The following is a 14,896-nucleotide window of genomic DNA, read 5'->3' on the forward strand; positions in this document are numbered from 1 at the left end:
CCTGCTTGGCGATTTCGTCCATCCATAATTGACGCGTCGAGTTCATGGCTTCCTTCATAAGTATATACCGCACCACGACCAGCATTAAAATAAGGCGACTGTTCCAGCACTTCAATAGCCGCTGTAACCGCATCTAAACTTTCACCACCAAGTTCAAGTACTTTGTAACCAGTTTCAACGGCTTCACTTAGTTTATCTCGGTAAAGTTGCTCTTGCTCTGGTGTAAACCGTGCTTTTTCGATTGTGCCAGCCCCACCATGAATCGCAATAGCAAAAGGAGCCTCCACGCTTAACGCATCATTACTTAACGTTAAACAGCTGCTGGCAGTAATTGCTAATAATAATTTTTTCATAGTGGACTCTCAGGGTTTATAGGCTATTTATACAATTTGAATTGTTCCGGCTAAAATTTCAACTAAAGTGAGTTTAATGACATAAAAAAAGCGCCCTAAGGCGCTTTTTAAATTTAACGTGTTTTTAATTAAGCTTGTTTAGCTTTTAAACGCGCTAAACGTGCTACTTGGTGTGTAGACGTTAGGAAAGAATAAATTGGTGCTAAATAACCGCGTTTACGAAGTTCTAGGAAGTCTGCATCGCTTAAGCTATTTAATTTTTTCTCATCGATAAGGTAAATACCGTTGATGTCTTTTTTCTCGCCTTTAATATCTACTGTTAGCGTTTGTGCTACTAGTAACTCTTTATCAGCAAGGAATTTAGTGAACGCGTCAGTCACTTGAGAAAACTCAATGAACGATACTAGCGCTTCTTTGCGACGTTTAAGGTAATCAGTTTCTTCGCCGTTTTCAAACAACGCGTTACCTTCTTCTTTACCTACAAGTGAACTGCCTTCATCAAGCACGATACCAAATTGATCTTGGTCAGGGTGTTTAACAAGACCTAATGGGTAACGAGTAGACGCCATTGGTGCAAATGCAGCTGTCCATTTACCATCTTCAACAAAAAGGTTTTCGCCTGGCTCAAGACCAAACATAGCAACGGCTTGATAAGTATCATTTTCGTTATTTTTAACGAATGACATTGGAAACTCGTTTGCTACACGTGCAAACTCATGTGCAACTACTGGCACTAAATGTTGAGTTTTCATAAATTCTACGTTGATGCCATTTTTAATTTTAATGTCGGCATGTTTTTCGTTGTGTAAAGGCTGTACTTGTTGCTCCGCCATGATACTGCTCCGTTTATTTTTAAATTATATAATTCATTGTTAATACCTTTAGGCTAATGCTTTTGAAACCAAAAAGGAAGGGAAACTTTTATGACAACCGTCATGAAAAAATAAAATTTAAATAAATCTGTACGTTGCCAAAAAACATACAAGTAATAAAATTAAAATGTGCTTAAAAATAATACGTTACATGGCTAATACCTATACAGACCCAGCGTTTTAATTAACAAAAGTTAACACTTAAAATCTTATTTCTTTATTTTTAGCGAGTGATATTTAAGCAAACAAAAAGGCAGCTAAAATTAGCTGCCTTTTCTAAATGTACATTAAACGTCTAACTTTTAAATTAAGGCGCCCAATACACCTCAATATTTATACTTGGGTGATTAAGTACAGCGCGTAATGGCATGTCGTTTACATTACCATCCGCTCTAGCTTGTTTGTAAACAGCGAGCTTTTCTTCACCGCTAATTAAAAGCTTAACGACTTTTGATTGTGCAATCGCATTTAAGGTCAGGCTCATTCGCTCTGTAATACTTCCTGTAACATCACTTTGTATTGCATTAATAGCGCATACAAGGTTCTCGGTCGTTAAACCGTTCTCTAAACCTTCAGCATTAGGAAAAAGCGACGCAGTGTGTCCATCAGGACCCATACCTAAAATAGTTACATCGAACGGGCGTTTTAATGCACCAAACGCATTTTCACATACATTGGTACCTTGCTCTGCTGTTTGTGCTTCATTTTTCATAGTAATGAAATTTGCAGCAGCACCATGGTTTTGAAGTAATGTGCTTTTTATAAAAGCTTCGTTACTTTTTTCGTGAGTTGGCTCTACCCAGCGCTCATCAACCATTGCAACATCAACATTTTGCCAATCTAAATCAAGCGTCGATAAATGCTTATATGCAGGTGCTGGCGACGAGCCGCCAGAGACCATTAATACAGCACGTCCATCATTTGCTATACCATCACGTAAAGATTGCTCAAGCGTGGCAGAAAGCTCTGCTGTTAGTTCGTCTTTACTGTTAAAAAACTTTTCAACTAGTGTCGCCATTACTTATGCCTTATCGCCAGTGTTAAACCAAACATGGTTATTTTCTGCCAATAGTTCATCAGCATCATCCGGTCCCCAACTACCAGCACGGTAAAGCGCAGGTTTACCCTTTTCTTGCCAACGGTCGATAATTGGATCAATCCATTTCCATGCTTGACGAACCTCGTCGCGATGAATAAATAGCGAAGGATTATTTGCAGCTGCATCTAGCATTAAGCGCTTGTATGCATCTGAATGAAAACCATTGCTATAAGCTTGTGAAAGCTCAATGTTCATTGTTACTGGCTCTAGCTGCATTTGAAGGTTATCAAGGCGCTTAGACATAAGCGTTAATTGAATTGTTTCCTCTGGTTGCAAGCGAATAACAAGACGGTTTGGTTCGATATTACCTACATCATCTTCGTATATATTGTGTGATACTTTTTTGTATTCAACCACAATTTCAGCACAGCGTTTAGCCATACGTTTACCTGTACGAAGGTAAAATGGAACACCTGCCCAACGCCAGTTATCAATGTGTGCACGAATAGCTACAAACGTTTCCGTTTTACTAGAACCTTCTTTTAGCTCTTCTAAGTAACCTGGTACAATTTTACCGTTTAAGTCACCCGGTACATATTGACCACGTACAATGTTTTCATCAACATCGCTGCCATCAATTGGGCGAAGTGCTTCTAATACTTTTAATTTTTCGTTGCGGATACTATTCGCATTAAGTTTATTAGGCGCTTCCATTGCCACTAAACATAATAACTGAAGTAAATGGTTTTGAACCATGTCGCGTAGTGCACCCGCTTTATCGTAAAAACCTGCACGGCTTTCTAGCCCTACTGTTTCTGACAAACTAATTTGGATGTTATCAATAGATTTAGCGTCCCACATGTTTTCAAATAATGAATTTGAAAATCGTAGTGCCATTAAGTTTTGTACTGTTTCTTTACCTAAGTAATGGTCAATACGGAATATTTGTTCTTCTTCAAAAAACTCCGCAATTTTAGAGTTAATTGCCTCAGCAGATTGGCCGCAATAGCCAATTGGCTTTTCAACAACAACACGAGATGTTGGTGTTACTAAGCCTTTTGTAGATAATATTTCACAGCAAGTGCCATATACAGCAGGTGGAAGTGATAAATAGAACACACGTGATTTAGTGCTTTCGTGTTCATCTAAAATACCTTTTAACACATCCCAATTGTCGTCAGCTTCCGTAACGTTGCTTACTACAGGTACTAAAAAGGTAGAGAATGCTTTCCAATCTTTAGCGTTAAATTCGCCTTTACTTAAAAATTCTTGTAATGCTTGGTGCGCTGTTTCTATGTACTCAGCTCGCTTATCTTCTTCGCGAACAGTTGGTAGTATACGTGAGCCTTCAGGTAAATTACCTTCTTGATATGCTCGATACATTGCTGGTAGTAATTTGCGTAACGCAAGATCACCACCGCCCCCAAAAATTATAATATCAAAAGGATTAAGCATAGTTACTCTCTACGTTTAGGATACCTATTACGACTGCACCGGCAGTATGGTATGCCTGTTTACTTATTGGATGATGTTAGCTTTTATAAGTATGTTTAAACAAAAGCCTACTGAATTGTTCTTTATTGATGATGTTTTTATTATTTGATCATCTGCGCTTGTTAAATGAGCCTTAGGGGCCCTGTATTTCCTCTCACAAAAATACAGACCCTAAGCACTCCAGCGCTACCCGTTCAAAGGTACTCGGTTTGCTTACTTTAGTTGCGTAAGCTAATTTATTACTGCGTACGGTGTTGTTTATAGTACGCCATTAAGCCGTTTGTAGAACTGTCGTGATTGTGTTTAACACTTTCATCTGTCAGTTCACTTTCAATTTTAGATGCCAACCCTTTACCTAGTTCAACACCCCATTGATCAAACGAACATATTTCTAAAATAATGCCTTGGCAAAATATTTTGTGCTCGTACAGTGCAATTAAGCGACCTACTGTTTTAGCATCTACAGTATCCAATAACATAGATGTTGTAGGACGATTGCCCTGATGAATTTTATGATTTAGCAGTTCATCAATTTGCGCTTGTGATTTACCTTTAGCGGTTAAATCAGCAGTTATTTGCGCTGCATCTACACCGGTCATCATCGCTTCTGTTTGTGCAAAGAAGTTAGATAATAAAATATCATGGTGCTTATCAACACTTACTTGTGGTTTAACCGATGCTATAAAATCAGCTGGCACAACTACATTACCTTGATGTAAACACTGGTAAAATGCATGTTGACCATTAATACCAGTCATACCCCAAATAATTGGAACTGTTGTGTACGGCACTGTTTCACCAGCAAAGTTTACGTGTTTACCGTTACTTTCCATTTCGCCTTGCTGTAAATAAGCAGGCAACATATGAAGTGCTTGGTCATACGGTAAAATAGCTTGTGCTGTGTAACCTAAAAAGCTGGTATTCCATACACTTAAAAGCGCCATAATTAACGGTACGTTTTGCTCCAAAGGCGCAGCTTTAAAGTGTTCATCAACTTCAAATGCCCCTTCTAAAATAGCTTCAAATGCTTCAAAACCTAAATACAAAGCAATCGGTAAGCCTATCGCACTCCAAAGAGAAAAGCGACCGCCAACCCAATCCCACATAGTAAATACGTTTTCGTCGCTAATGCCAAAAGCGGCTGTTTTTTCTAAATTAGTACTTACCGCAACAAAGTGCTTTGCAACAGCACTGTTATCATTTGCGGTTTCTAAAAACCAGTCAACGGCTGTTTTAGCGTTAGTCATGGTTTCAGATGTAGTGAATGTTTTAGAAGAAATAACAAACAATGTTGTTTCAGGGTCAATTGCTTTTAAAACAGACGCAATCTGCACGCCATCGGCGTTAGATACATAATGAATATTTAAGGTGTCGTCAGCTAATGCTTTTAATGCTTCAGTTGCCATTTGCGGACCAAGGTTTGATCCACCAACACCAATGCTAACCACATTTTTTACAGCTTTACCTGTGTAGCCTACCCATTTACCACTGCGTACTTTTTCAACAAATACTTTAATTTTTGCTAGTTCGTTATCTACCGCTTGCGTTACGTTTTCACCATCAACAACAAGTGGTGTATGTGCACGGTTACGAAGGGCTGTATGTAATACTGAACGCTCTTCGGTGATATTAATTTTTTCACCGCTAAACATTTTTTCACGCCACGTGGCAATGTCACACTCTTTGGCAAGTGAAATTAACTGAGCAAAAACATTTTTATCAATAAGCTGTTTTGAGTAGTCGAATAATACACCCGGAATTTGGGTCGAAAATTCAGAAAAACGCGAATCGTCTTGTGCAAATAATGTTTTAAGATGTGTTTTTTTCATCTTTGCTGCACTTTGCTCAAGCGCTTGCCAACTTGCTAATTGCGATCGGTTAGACATTTAATTATCCCCTAAGTTTTTCAACTAATTGATTTAATATTTCTTTTTTATAAAAGCAACACATTTGTAAGTGCTCATTTATACGTAAATAAAGCGTTCTTAGTATAACGAATAATGAAAAAAAAATGCTGTTTTTATAATTTCAGGTGCAGATGATAACGCACTTTTTTGCTTTTGACACCGGTATCATAAAATTTTTATAAATTAATTGACCCGCAATTTTAAAGGCACTGGCATAGTTTAATTGTTTAAAATGAAATATTAATGAATTTTAATATACCGTTAAATTCAAGTAATCGCTATTTGCTAATATAGAACAAATAAAAAGGTCAGCTATAAAGCTGACCTTCAATATTTTTTATAATTAATTAGTAGCTAAGCGCTAAACCACCATTGAGGTTATAAACAGTTTTGTAGCCAAGCTGCGATAAATTTGTAGCAGCAAGCTTTGAACGGTTGCCACTTCGACACAGTAATATATAACTATTATTTTTATTGAGCTGACCTTCTACAATAGCATTTGCCATTCGACTTAACGGAATATTTAGCGTTTTATCACTATTACTATTAAACAACTGAGCTACATTATTAGCACCGTGCTCGTAAGGTTCTCGTGTATCTATTAAAAATGCATTATAGTTATTTAACATCGTTTTTGCAGCATCAAAAGTGAGTTGCAACGTTGTCACACTCGGTATTGCATCAACATAGCCACATAACTGCGTACTACTAACTTGCTTTTGTGTATCGTAATGCTCTTTTTTTGCAGCAAACTCATCAACCGTTATATCACCCGAAAGTAGTTCATTGAGTAAGGGGGTTTGTTGCTGCTGCACATACCAGTTCATAGCAAAGCATTGTTGATAGTCGTGCCCGGAGCAAATTACGCTATTATTTGAAAGTTGTTCGTTTAGTAAAACTAAAGACTGCCCCATGCTATAAGCGCTTCCCCCTTCTAGTTTGGTATTGCCCAAACCGGCTGGTAAAACTAAGTCTCCGCAAAAGCAATAACGTGCCTGCCCACTTTTACTTTTTAATATGTAGGTTACGCTATCTTTGCTGTGACCTGGCGTTGCTATTTTTTCAAGTATATCGTTATCTAATTCAATGGATTTACTGTGCGTTGACCAACCTAATTCGTCAACGTCAGTCTCAATTAAACGCGATGCTAAAACACTTCTTAATATAGCGGCTGCTGGGTTACGGTCTTGGTGTGCGTGCGTATCTAAAATTGCAGCTATTGTTAAGTTTTGCGTATTTGCGATTTTTTCAAAGCGAGGGATCAGCTCACTTATTGGATCAATTATTACCGCTTGTTTATTATCGCTTACGTATAACCAACTACATGCCCCTAAATGTCTAAATTGTGTTAAGCCAAGTGCACACACTTCTTGTGTTGGTGTTGTGCTGTCTGACACTATTAAACAATTTGCTTGTAAAATAGGTTTTAGCACTCTAATACACCTGCATGCGTGTGCAATCTCTTGCTCAGTAGTTGCAGGTCCAAACGATAACCGAATCGCATTTTCGCTTTGCCACGTTGTTGCCCCCATTGCATCTAACACAAAACTTGTTGATGCACCTGTACTGCAAGCAGACCCACCACTAACACGAATTCCTGCTGCATCAAATAAATCAATCACCTCTTTGCTTGTTAAGTCATTAACTGCAAAGTTAAGTGTTGTAGGCACCGAATAAGCAAAATCATGATTAAATGTAATATCACCAAATGTATCGCTTAGCGCGTAATGTAATTGATCTCTGTAGATATTTAATACATCAGTTGATTTGAATGTTGAGTCGGTTTTATCAAGCAATAAACTGAATAACTTATTAAGCCCTGCAATACCTGGTAGGTTTTCGGTACCTGAGCGCATACCGTTTTCTTGCCCGCCACCCGCAATAAAAGCAGTATAAGCACTACCACTGCGAATATATAAAAGCCCTATTCCCTTTGGAGCATAGAGTTTGTGCCCTGAAAACGGTGCATAATCTATTGTTGTTTCGCTAAGTGCTAGCTGTTGCTTACCCAGCGCTTGAACGCAATCAACCATCCACGACACATCGCTATTGCGGCTTCTTATTGTGTGCTCTATTGCTTTTAAGTCTTGATATACACCGGTTTCGTTATTAACTGCCATAGTGCATATCATTAATGCATCATCAATATGTTGAGCAATAAACTCTAAATCTAAAATACCGTTACCATCAACAGGAATGGCAAGTACTTTGGCGTTAATTTCAAGCACACTATTCCAATGCTTTAACGTATTTGGTACCGCTTTGTGCTCTGTAGCACCATATAACAACACTGGATTTTTTTTATTATGTTTTTTAGCGTTAATCAGTGTAGAAACAACAGCGGTTTGAATACCTTCGGTCGCGCCAGATAAAAACAAAATATCGCCATCGGTCGCACCAATAACTGTACGTGCTTTTTGGCGGGTTTGTTCTAATAAATGTTTGGCTTGAATACCTGTAATGTGCGGGCTTGAGGGGTTACCAAAACATATTTGCATGGTATGAGAAACTACATCAGCGATACAAGGCAACACGGGAGTTGTTGCGTTTGCGTCAAGATAAACTTGTTTCGCTGGTTCATCTTGCAATAAAAACTCAGACATTAAAAAACGCACCTTATTACTAAAAAATATATCTTATTACCAATAGTACATAAATTTAAAGGTAATGAGTAATAATCAATTAGCACTAGAGGTGCGTTTACTATGCTTTTTTATACTAAAAGTCTGTTTACTTAATTATTCACTGAGCTCTTTAGCAATTTCTTCGTGGGTAGATGACCACGCTGTTATTAATGCTTTTACTAATGAAGCCAGCGGTATCGCAAAAAACACCCCCCAAAAACCCCATAAGCCACCAAAAAACAGCACCGCAACAATTATAAACACAGGGTTTAAATCGACTGCTTCTGAAAAGAGTAAAGGTACAAGCACGTTGCCATCAAGTGCTTGAATAATTCCGTAGATAATTAAAATAGTCCAAAATTGAGTTTCTAATCCAAATTGAAATAACGCCACTGCGGCTACCGGAATGGTTACAAGTGCAGCGCCAATAAACGGAATTAACACCGAAAACCCAACAAGTACGCCAAGTAATGCTGCATAGCGTAAATCTAAAACAGTAAACGCAATAAATGAAGTGCCACCTACAATCAAAATTTCAAACACTTTTCCGCGAATATAATTCATGATTTGCTGATTCATTTCGTTCCATACTTGTAAAATTAAACGTCGTTGCTGCGGAATAAGTGTAGCAACACTGCTTGTTAGCTCAAGTTTGTCTTTAAGCATAAAAAACACAAGTAGCGGCACTAATACTAGGTAAATTAGCCATGCAACTACATCTTTTAAAGACGTAAGCGAAAACGAAAGTACAGCTTGACCAAACTCAACTACTTTAGCTTCAACGTTTGCCACTATTACTTGTACTTGTTCGGCATTAATTAAACTCGGGTAATGCTCAGGAAGCGCAAGTAAAAATGACTTTCCTTGCTCAATCATATGCGGTGTTTCTTGCACCAAATTACTCGTTTGCTGCCAAAGCACCGGCCCTATTACTAAAATAAGCGTTAGCATAATGCCAATAAAAATTAGCATTACAATAATTGTGGATGTAAATCGTTTTAAACCAAAACGCTCTAAATGCAGCACAGGCCAATCAAGTAAGTAGGCTATTACCAATGCAACGAGTACAGGCACTATTAACGAGCCAAAAAAATACAGTAAGGCAACAGATGCCAGTAACAAAAATAATAGGGTAAACGAATGAGGATCTGAGAACTTCCTTTCGTACCACGTTTTTACATACTCAAACACGTAATAGCTCCACTAATAACAACCCCTGTTGTTTATTTAAATTATAATTATAATCATTTTTTTGCAAAAACCGCTCTATGTCGTCTGCGGCTTCACCCTTGTTCAAACTAAACGTAATGCTTTGCTGTAATGATAATGCTTTACGTAGTCCTAATTTAAACTGAATAAACTGTTGAGGACACTTATAAATTCGCAAATCTTGTTTCAACATACTCGCTTTACCAACGTGTTAAAATGAATAATAAGTCGTATCGCCACGGTCTAGTAATTTATAACACGTGAACAAAGGTAACTTTTTCTTAAAACAACCACTGCAATGGTTTATCCTTACACCATAGTTAGCAGTAAGGATAAGTTAATGCCCGGCACGCATAATAAAGCGCAACTGCCAAGTAATCCAACACTCAAAGAGATTAATTGGTTTAAAAAACAGATAAACTGGGGAGAGTTACCTCCTTTTTATCACCTTGTTGCCTCATCAATAAGCGAATCTGAAGGGATTTTAGAGCATGGGTTTGATAACGCTGTTAAAAATTTAATTGATAAGCGTAATTGGAATTTAGATTTACTAGAGGGTTATGAAGATAACCTTGGCGAAATTCATACTAAACATAAGCCACGTATAGCGCTGCACCAAGTGTTTACTGACAGAGGGTTTGAGCTTTGGGCCCAACCTTATGCTAAAGACGTAATTATTGATCAATACATTAAAGGTAACCGCTTTGTAGAGTTTAAAGTATGGGACCCACTTTCAATGAAAAATTTGATTAGAATAAACCAATTACATAAGTTTATTGGTTTTTACTTTGAAAGCGGCGACAAAGCAGATAAAGCCATTATTTTACACGCACATAAAGTAGTGCATAAAATTATCACTTTTTTGCAGCGTGAATTGAACGTTGTAAAGCTAGATGGAGTCACAATAAAAGAACTCTATCAATTGTGCGAAAAAGATAGCCGTGCAAGTAGCGACGAAATAGACATTGCCAAAATTGCTATTGGCGAAAAAATTAACAAGGAATAAAATGCAGCTAAAATCAGCCTTTATCACTTTATGCAGTGCCGCGCTTACGTTTAGTCTGTTAGTAAGCGAGCCTTTAAAGGCGCAAACTAACTTTACACTTCCTGATTTAGGAACTTCTGCATTACAAGCTCTTCCGCTCGAAAAAGAACAAGCGATTGGCGAAGTAATGATGATGCAAATACGTGGTTCATCACCGGTAATAAACGACCCTGTACTTGACGAATACTTAACGACTATTGGTCGTAAACTAGTCGCCAACGCGAACGATGTGCGTTTTCCATTTTCATTTTTTTGGATAAACAACTCTGAAATAAATGCATTTGCGTTTTACGGTGGTCATGTAGGTGTGCACACAGGGTTAATAGCTCAAGCAGATAACGAAAGTCAATTTGCCTCAGTACTTGGTCACGAAATTGCCCACGTTACTCAACGTCATTTAGCGCGCAGAATTCAACAACAACAAGATAACAGCGCCCTTACTATTGCAGGTATGATTGCCGGTATATTAGCCACTGTTGTTGCGCCAGATGCAGGTATTGCGATTATTTCAGCAAGCCAAACACAATCGGCTTTTAGTCAGCTAACGCATAGTCGCTCTGCTGAGCAAGAAGCTGACCGAATAGGTATGCAAACACTTAATAATGCAGGCTTTGATCCACGCGCTTCAAGCGAGTTTTTAACTAAACTAGCTGCACAAATACGTTATAAATATAAGCCACCTGCATTTTTGCTAACTCACCCATTACCAGAGAGTCGTGTATCAGACGTACGCTTACGTGCGCAACAATTTCCTGTTCGCCTTATGAATGCAAGCCTTGAGTTTAATTTAGCAAAAAGTAGAGTACTTGCGCGCTACGACAATAAACCGGAAGAAGCTGAAAACTTATTTAGAAAACTACTTCGCGAAAACACATATAATAACACCGCGTTAAAATACGGTTTAGCCATAAGCTTGCTTGATCAGAAAAAACTAGACGAAGCGGCTCCAATTTTAGATGAGCTTTTAAAAAGCGACCCTAAAAACCTATTTTATATAGATACACATACAGATTTACTTATAGCGCAAAAAAAACCTGATGAAGCCGTTAAGTATTTAGCTAATTTAAATCAATATCGTCCCAATAACCAAGTAATTACGCTTAATTATGCCAATGCTGCGCTTGAAGCTAAGCAGTATCAGCTTGCCGAAAATATTCTTAAGAGTTTCTTACTTGAAAAGCCCGATCACAACTTAGGTAAACAACTACTTGCTGATGCCTACAAAGAACAAGATAAATTAGCCGCCTACCACGAAGCTAACGCAGATGTATTATCGCAATATGGTGCATATTTAAAAGCGGCTGACGAAGTGCAAAAAGCACTTAATTTTGTAGATTCAACTGAGCTTGTTAAACAACAACGCTTAAAAGCACTGCTTACTCAGTACCGACGTTTACAAAAAGAGCTTGCAAGACTTTAAGTCTGCAAGCGCTTGCCCTAAAATAGAGGCAATTCACACTTTGGATACATTTTATGTCTGTTACTATTTACCACAACCCACGTTGCTCTAAGTCTCGCGAAACCCTAGCGTTACTTCAAAGTAATGATATAGAGCCAAGTATTGTAGAATATTTAAAAACACAGTTAACTAACGAGCAAATTTCAACGCTTATAAATCAGCTAGGCTTTACATCTGCACGAGAACTAATGCGTACAAAAGAAGACGACTACAAAGCACTTAGTTTAAAAGATGAAGCAAACGAAGACGCACTTATTAACGCTATGGTGCAAAACCCAAAACTGATTGAGCGCCCTATTGTGGTTAACAATGGTAAAGCAGCAATTGGTCGCCCGCCAGAAAACGTACTAAGCGTTTTATAATGAGTGTAACTATAGTAGTGCTTTATCACTCAAGCCATGGTTCAGTTGAAGCAATGGCGCACGAAATAGCTGAATCGATAGAACAGCAAGGTGCCACAGCACTGCTTCGCACTTTTGTAGCAAAAAATGCACACGACATTGTGATAAGTAAAGATGATTTAATAGATTGTGATGGACTTGCATTTGGCACCCCTACTCGCTTTGGTATGATGGCTTCTCAGGCAAAAATATTTTGGGAAACCACCAGCGATTTATGGTTAAAAGGTCAACTAATAGATAAACCTGCATGTGTATTTTCGTCATCAAGTAGTATGCATGGCGGCAATGAAGCAACCTTGCTCAACTTATCGCTACCGCTACTACATCACGGAATGATGTTACTTGGCGTGCCGTACGATGTCCCTGAACTACTTGGCACACAAACAGGCGGAACGCCCTACGGTGCGAGCCATGTTGCAGGCAGCAGTAATAGTTCGCAGTTAAGTAAAGACGAAATTAAAATATGTCAAAGTGTGGGCAAACGCCTCACTCAAATAGCGAGAAAACTTAAATGAATACAGCTGATATTCCAGCTAAAAAGCCGATAACAATTAAATTTCAACGCACAGCCCTCATTGGCTATATTGGGTTGTTTATTTTAATGCCACTGTGGATGTATATAGTGCCTCCTCAAGAAGGCCCGCTTGATGTGGTTTCTCTTTTTCTGCCAATTATACCGTTATTACTCCCGCTTAGAGGAATAATTAAAGACAACACATACACCTATGCATGGGCTAACTTTATTGTAATGCTGTATTTTATTCATGGGCTTACCATGCTTTGGGTAGCACCAGATGAGCTAATATGGGTATTGTTAGAACTAGTATTTGCATCGGCAATGTTTATTGGCTGTACATATTACGCAAGGCATCGCGGTCAAGAGCTTGGTTTAAAAATTCGTAAACTTAAAGAAGAACTTGCAGAAGAAAAAGCGGCAAATGAGCACAATAAATAACAATATATTTGTTTAATTTAAACATAAAAAAACGCGCTAAAATAAATTTCAGCGCGTTTTTTACTAATTTTTTAGCTTATTATCACATAAGTAACTTTAACTAAACCAAATCACTCAATGCCGCAAGCGTTACAATACTCGCCAAACCAAGCTGAGCAACTAAGCTTATTAAAGAAAATATTCTTAAAACAAACAGACCCCATGGATGTTTAATATGAGGATACAAAGCACAGCGCTTAAGGCTCATCGCAAAGAAAAAACATATAACGGTAAGCATCGTTAAACCAAGCGTTAATTCGCTTTTAACCGTGAGCGTATCATCAAAAAAGAAAAACAACTGCAAAGGGAAAAGTAACGTAACAATAGCATGTAACGCATGTACTTTTTTAATTCGAGCAAACTGCCCATCTGGCGACAATTCTTTAATTCCAAAATCGCGCTCTAAGCACTTCACTAAATTAGTAGCTTTAATACTAACCGCTAATCGGTAGCAACTTAAGCCTTCCTTGTTTCGAGTTCTAAAATCGTAACCGGCTTTAATTAACAACACCATTAACGATTCATTTTTAGAAAGCACCGCGTAATGTAGGGCTGTGTTACCTAAATTATCACTCACTTTTTTGTCTTGTTTTGTAAGAAGCGTTTCAACTACACTTACAAAACCTCGCTCGGCCGCCCACATAAATGCTGTTTTGTTGTTTTCATCAGCAAGAGTACCTGTAGCACCTTGCTCAATAAAACGCATTGCCATAGTTTGCTTAGCTGTTTTTTTACGTAAGTGCGTTAGTAGTGCTTTTTCAAGCAATACAACAGAGTCAACATCAGGGGAAACCTGCGTAAGTAACGTAAAGTAATCTTTTCCTGTCGCTACTTTTTCACTTGCAAGCTCAGATAGTTTTTCTAAGTCTGCAACTGATTCAGGAATAAAAGTACTTAGGCGATCTCTAAAATCGAGTTCTTTCCATAGCGCTAAAGTATCAACCGCAGAAAGCTTACTGCCATTATTTAAAGCATGTTCAATGAGCGTAAAATAACGTTTGCTAAAAAACAGGCTTAGTAAAGATTGAGGTGTAGCAATAGCATTTTGCGCAGCAACACTTGCATATTGCTCCAAGCGCTGGCAAAGCATTAATACTAAGCTTTCAGGGGTATATTCATTATCATAAAAATGGTTTTTAACCGCACTAATATACGCTTGCGCGTCTTCGTCATATTCAGAAATATGTTGAAAGAAACACTCTTCAAAAGGTTCTAACGGCGTTAACCACGCCAAATAATAAATAGGCGGTAAAACAGTGGTACATACACCATCATCTTCATCTGTAGAACGACAAGCAGGCCAGGCTTCCAAAGCATCTAAAATAAAGGCACCGTTTTGTTCTACAAGCCCTTTAATAAGTAATGGGTATTCCTTTGGCCAAATCAGTACATTTTCCATTAAAACAACACAACTCCAGTGTAGCTTGGGTAAGTGGTCAGTTATAGCAGTTTTTAGCTGACACCACGCTTAATCAAAGAGTGAATATTCTAGCACACCC

At 38.1% G+C, this 14,896-nt stretch carries 14 protein-coding genes; 5 read left to right on the top strand and 9 right to left on the bottom strand.

Translation table 11 applies throughout. The features are described 5' to 3' along the window. The 8 genes from L647_RS0122075 to L647_RS0122110 form a co-directional block, all read right to left on the bottom strand. The coding region (locus tag L647_RS0122075; protein WP_024612934.1) for an isoaspartyl peptidase/L-asparaginase at nucleotides 1-353 on the bottom strand (353 nt) is incomplete at its 3' end. A 128-nt stretch (nucleotides 354-481) separates the two neighbouring features. Next, nucleotides 482-1,186: a SapC family protein gene (locus L647_RS0122080; protein WP_024612935.1), complete on the bottom strand. Its 705-nt coding sequence runs from the start codon at nucleotides 1,184-1,186 to the stop codon at nucleotides 482-484. 346 nt (nucleotides 1,187-1,532) lie between these two features. Further along, the gene (gene pgl / locus L647_RS0122085) at nucleotides 1,533-2,243 is read right to left on the bottom strand and encodes a 6-phosphogluconolactonase (RefSeq protein ID WP_024612936.1); all 711 of its coding nucleotides are present in this window, start codon (nucleotides 2,241-2,243) and stop codon (nucleotides 1,533-1,535) included. 3 nt (nucleotides 2,244-2,246) lie between these two features. After that, nucleotides 2,247-3,719 (bottom strand): glucose-6-phosphate dehydrogenase, encoded by a 1,473-nt coding sequence (gene zwf, locus L647_RS0122090; RefSeq protein ID WP_024612937.1) that lies wholly within the window; start codon nucleotides 3,717-3,719, stop codon nucleotides 2,247-2,249. 278 nt (nucleotides 3,720-3,997) lie between these two features. Next, nucleotides 3,998-5,644 (bottom strand): glucose-6-phosphate isomerase, encoded by a 1,647-nt coding sequence (gene pgi, locus L647_RS0122095; RefSeq protein ID WP_024612938.1) that lies wholly within the window; start codon nucleotides 5,642-5,644, stop codon nucleotides 3,998-4,000. Nucleotides 5,645-6,012: 368 nt separating this feature from the next. Further along, entirely contained in the window at nucleotides 6,013-8,268 is a 2,256-nt protein-coding gene (locus tag L647_RS0122100; protein WP_024612939.1) for an aminotransferase class V-fold PLP-dependent enzyme, read from the bottom strand. Between the two features lie 135 nt (nucleotides 8,269-8,403). After that, a complete protein-coding gene (locus tag L647_RS0122105) occupies nucleotides 8,404-9,480 on the bottom strand; it encodes an AI-2E family transporter (RefSeq protein WP_024612940.1) in 1,077 nt (358 codons plus the stop codon). After that, nucleotides 9,473-9,691 carry a hypothetical protein gene (locus L647_RS0122110; RefSeq protein ID WP_024612941.1) on the bottom strand — a complete coding sequence of 73 codons (219 nt, stop codon included), beginning with the start codon at nucleotides 9,689-9,691 and terminating at the stop codon, nucleotides 9,473-9,475. Before L647_RS0122110 ends, L647_RS0122105 begins: the two co-directional genes overlap by 8 nt. Before the next feature lie 147 nt (nucleotides 9,692-9,838). Between L647_RS0122110 and L647_RS0122115 the strand changes: the two genes are divergently transcribed. Genes L647_RS0122115 through L647_RS0122135 form a run of 5 tightly spaced genes read left to right on the top strand, consistent with a single transcriptional unit; the run spans nucleotide 9,839 to nucleotide 13,358 of the window. Next, nucleotides 9,839-10,504, top strand: a complete 666-nt coding sequence (locus L647_RS0122115) for a hypothetical protein (protein WP_024612942.1) — start codon at nucleotides 9,839-9,841, stop codon at nucleotides 10,502-10,504. A 1-nt stretch (nucleotide 10,505) separates the two neighbouring features. Further along, on the top strand, nucleotides 10,506-11,963 hold the full coding sequence (locus L647_RS0122120; protein ID WP_024612943.1) for a M48 family metalloprotease: 1,458 nt from the start codon (nucleotides 10,506-10,508) through the stop codon (nucleotides 11,961-11,963). 53 nt (nucleotides 11,964-12,016) lie between these two features. After that, on the top strand, nucleotides 12,017-12,364 hold the full coding sequence (gene arsC / locus L647_RS0122125) for an arsenate reductase (glutaredoxin) (RefSeq protein WP_024612944.1): 348 nt from the start codon (nucleotides 12,017-12,019) through the stop codon (nucleotides 12,362-12,364). Further along, nucleotides 12,364-12,918, top strand: a complete 555-nt coding sequence (gene wrbA / locus L647_RS0122130; protein ID WP_024612945.1) for an NAD(P)H:quinone oxidoreductase — start codon at nucleotides 12,364-12,366, stop codon at nucleotides 12,916-12,918. Before arsC ends, wrbA begins: the two co-directional genes overlap by 1 nt. Then, nucleotides 12,915-13,358 (top strand): DUF2069 domain-containing protein, encoded by a 444-nt coding sequence (locus tag L647_RS0122135; protein ID WP_024612946.1) that lies wholly within the window; start codon nucleotides 12,915-12,917, stop codon nucleotides 13,356-13,358. Before wrbA ends, L647_RS0122135 begins: the two co-directional genes overlap by 4 nt. A gap of 100 nt (nucleotides 13,359-13,458) precedes the next feature. On the opposite strand, the gene L647_RS0122140 is transcribed toward L647_RS0122135, so the two are convergent. Then, nucleotides 13,459-14,796, bottom strand: coding sequence for an ankyrin repeat domain-containing protein (locus tag L647_RS0122140; protein WP_024612947.1), 1,338 nt, complete (start codon nucleotides 14,794-14,796; stop codon nucleotides 13,459-13,461). Nucleotides 14,797-14,896 lie beyond the last annotated feature (100 nt).

It is taken from the genome of Pseudoalteromonas sp. TB64, from assembly GCF_000498095.1.
Lineage (GTDB): Bacteria > Pseudomonadota > Gammaproteobacteria > Enterobacterales > Alteromonadaceae > Pseudoalteromonas.

What these genes read in the sequence shown, in the direction of transcription:
- L647_RS0122080 (WP_024612935.1), bottom strand. Translation starts at nt 1,186, where the DNA reads ATGGCGGAGCAACAAGTACAGCCTTTACACAACGAAAAACATGCCGAC.
- pgl (WP_024612936.1), bottom strand. Translation starts at nt 2,243, where the DNA reads ATGGCGACACTAGTTGAAAAGTTTTTTAACAGTAAAGACGAACTAACA.
- zwf (WP_024612937.1), bottom strand. Translation starts at nt 3,719, where the DNA reads ATGCTTAATCCTTTTGATATTATAATTTTTGGGGGCGGTGGTGATCTT.
- pgi (WP_024612938.1), bottom strand. Translation starts at nt 5,644, where the DNA reads ATGTCTAACCGATCGCAATTAGCAAGTTGGCAAGCGCTTGAGCAAAGT.
- L647_RS0122100 (WP_024612939.1), bottom strand. Translation starts at nt 8,268, where the DNA reads ATGTCTGAGTTTTTATTGCAAGATGAACCAGCGAAACAAGTTTATCTT.
- L647_RS0122110 (WP_024612941.1), bottom strand. Translation starts at nt 9,691, where the DNA reads ATGTTGAAACAAGATTTGCGAATTTATAAGTGTCCTCAACAGTTTATT.
- L647_RS0122115 (WP_024612942.1), top strand. Translation starts at nt 9,839, where the DNA reads ATGCCCGGCACGCATAATAAAGCGCAACTGCCAAGTAATCCAACACTC.
- L647_RS0122120 (WP_024612943.1), top strand. Translation starts at nt 10,506, where the DNA reads ATGCAGCTAAAATCAGCCTTTATCACTTTATGCAGTGCCGCGCTTACG.
- arsC (WP_024612944.1), top strand. Translation starts at nt 12,017, where the DNA reads ATGTCTGTTACTATTTACCACAACCCACGTTGCTCTAAGTCTCGCGAA.
- wrbA (WP_024612945.1), top strand. Translation starts at nt 12,364, where the DNA reads ATGAGTGTAACTATAGTAGTGCTTTATCACTCAAGCCATGGTTCAGTT.
- L647_RS0122135 (WP_024612946.1), top strand. Translation starts at nt 12,915, where the DNA reads ATGAATACAGCTGATATTCCAGCTAAAAAGCCGATAACAATTAAATTT.
- L647_RS0122140 (WP_024612947.1), bottom strand. Translation starts at nt 14,796, where the DNA reads ATGGAAAATGTACTGATTTGGCCAAAGGAATACCCATTACTTATTAAA.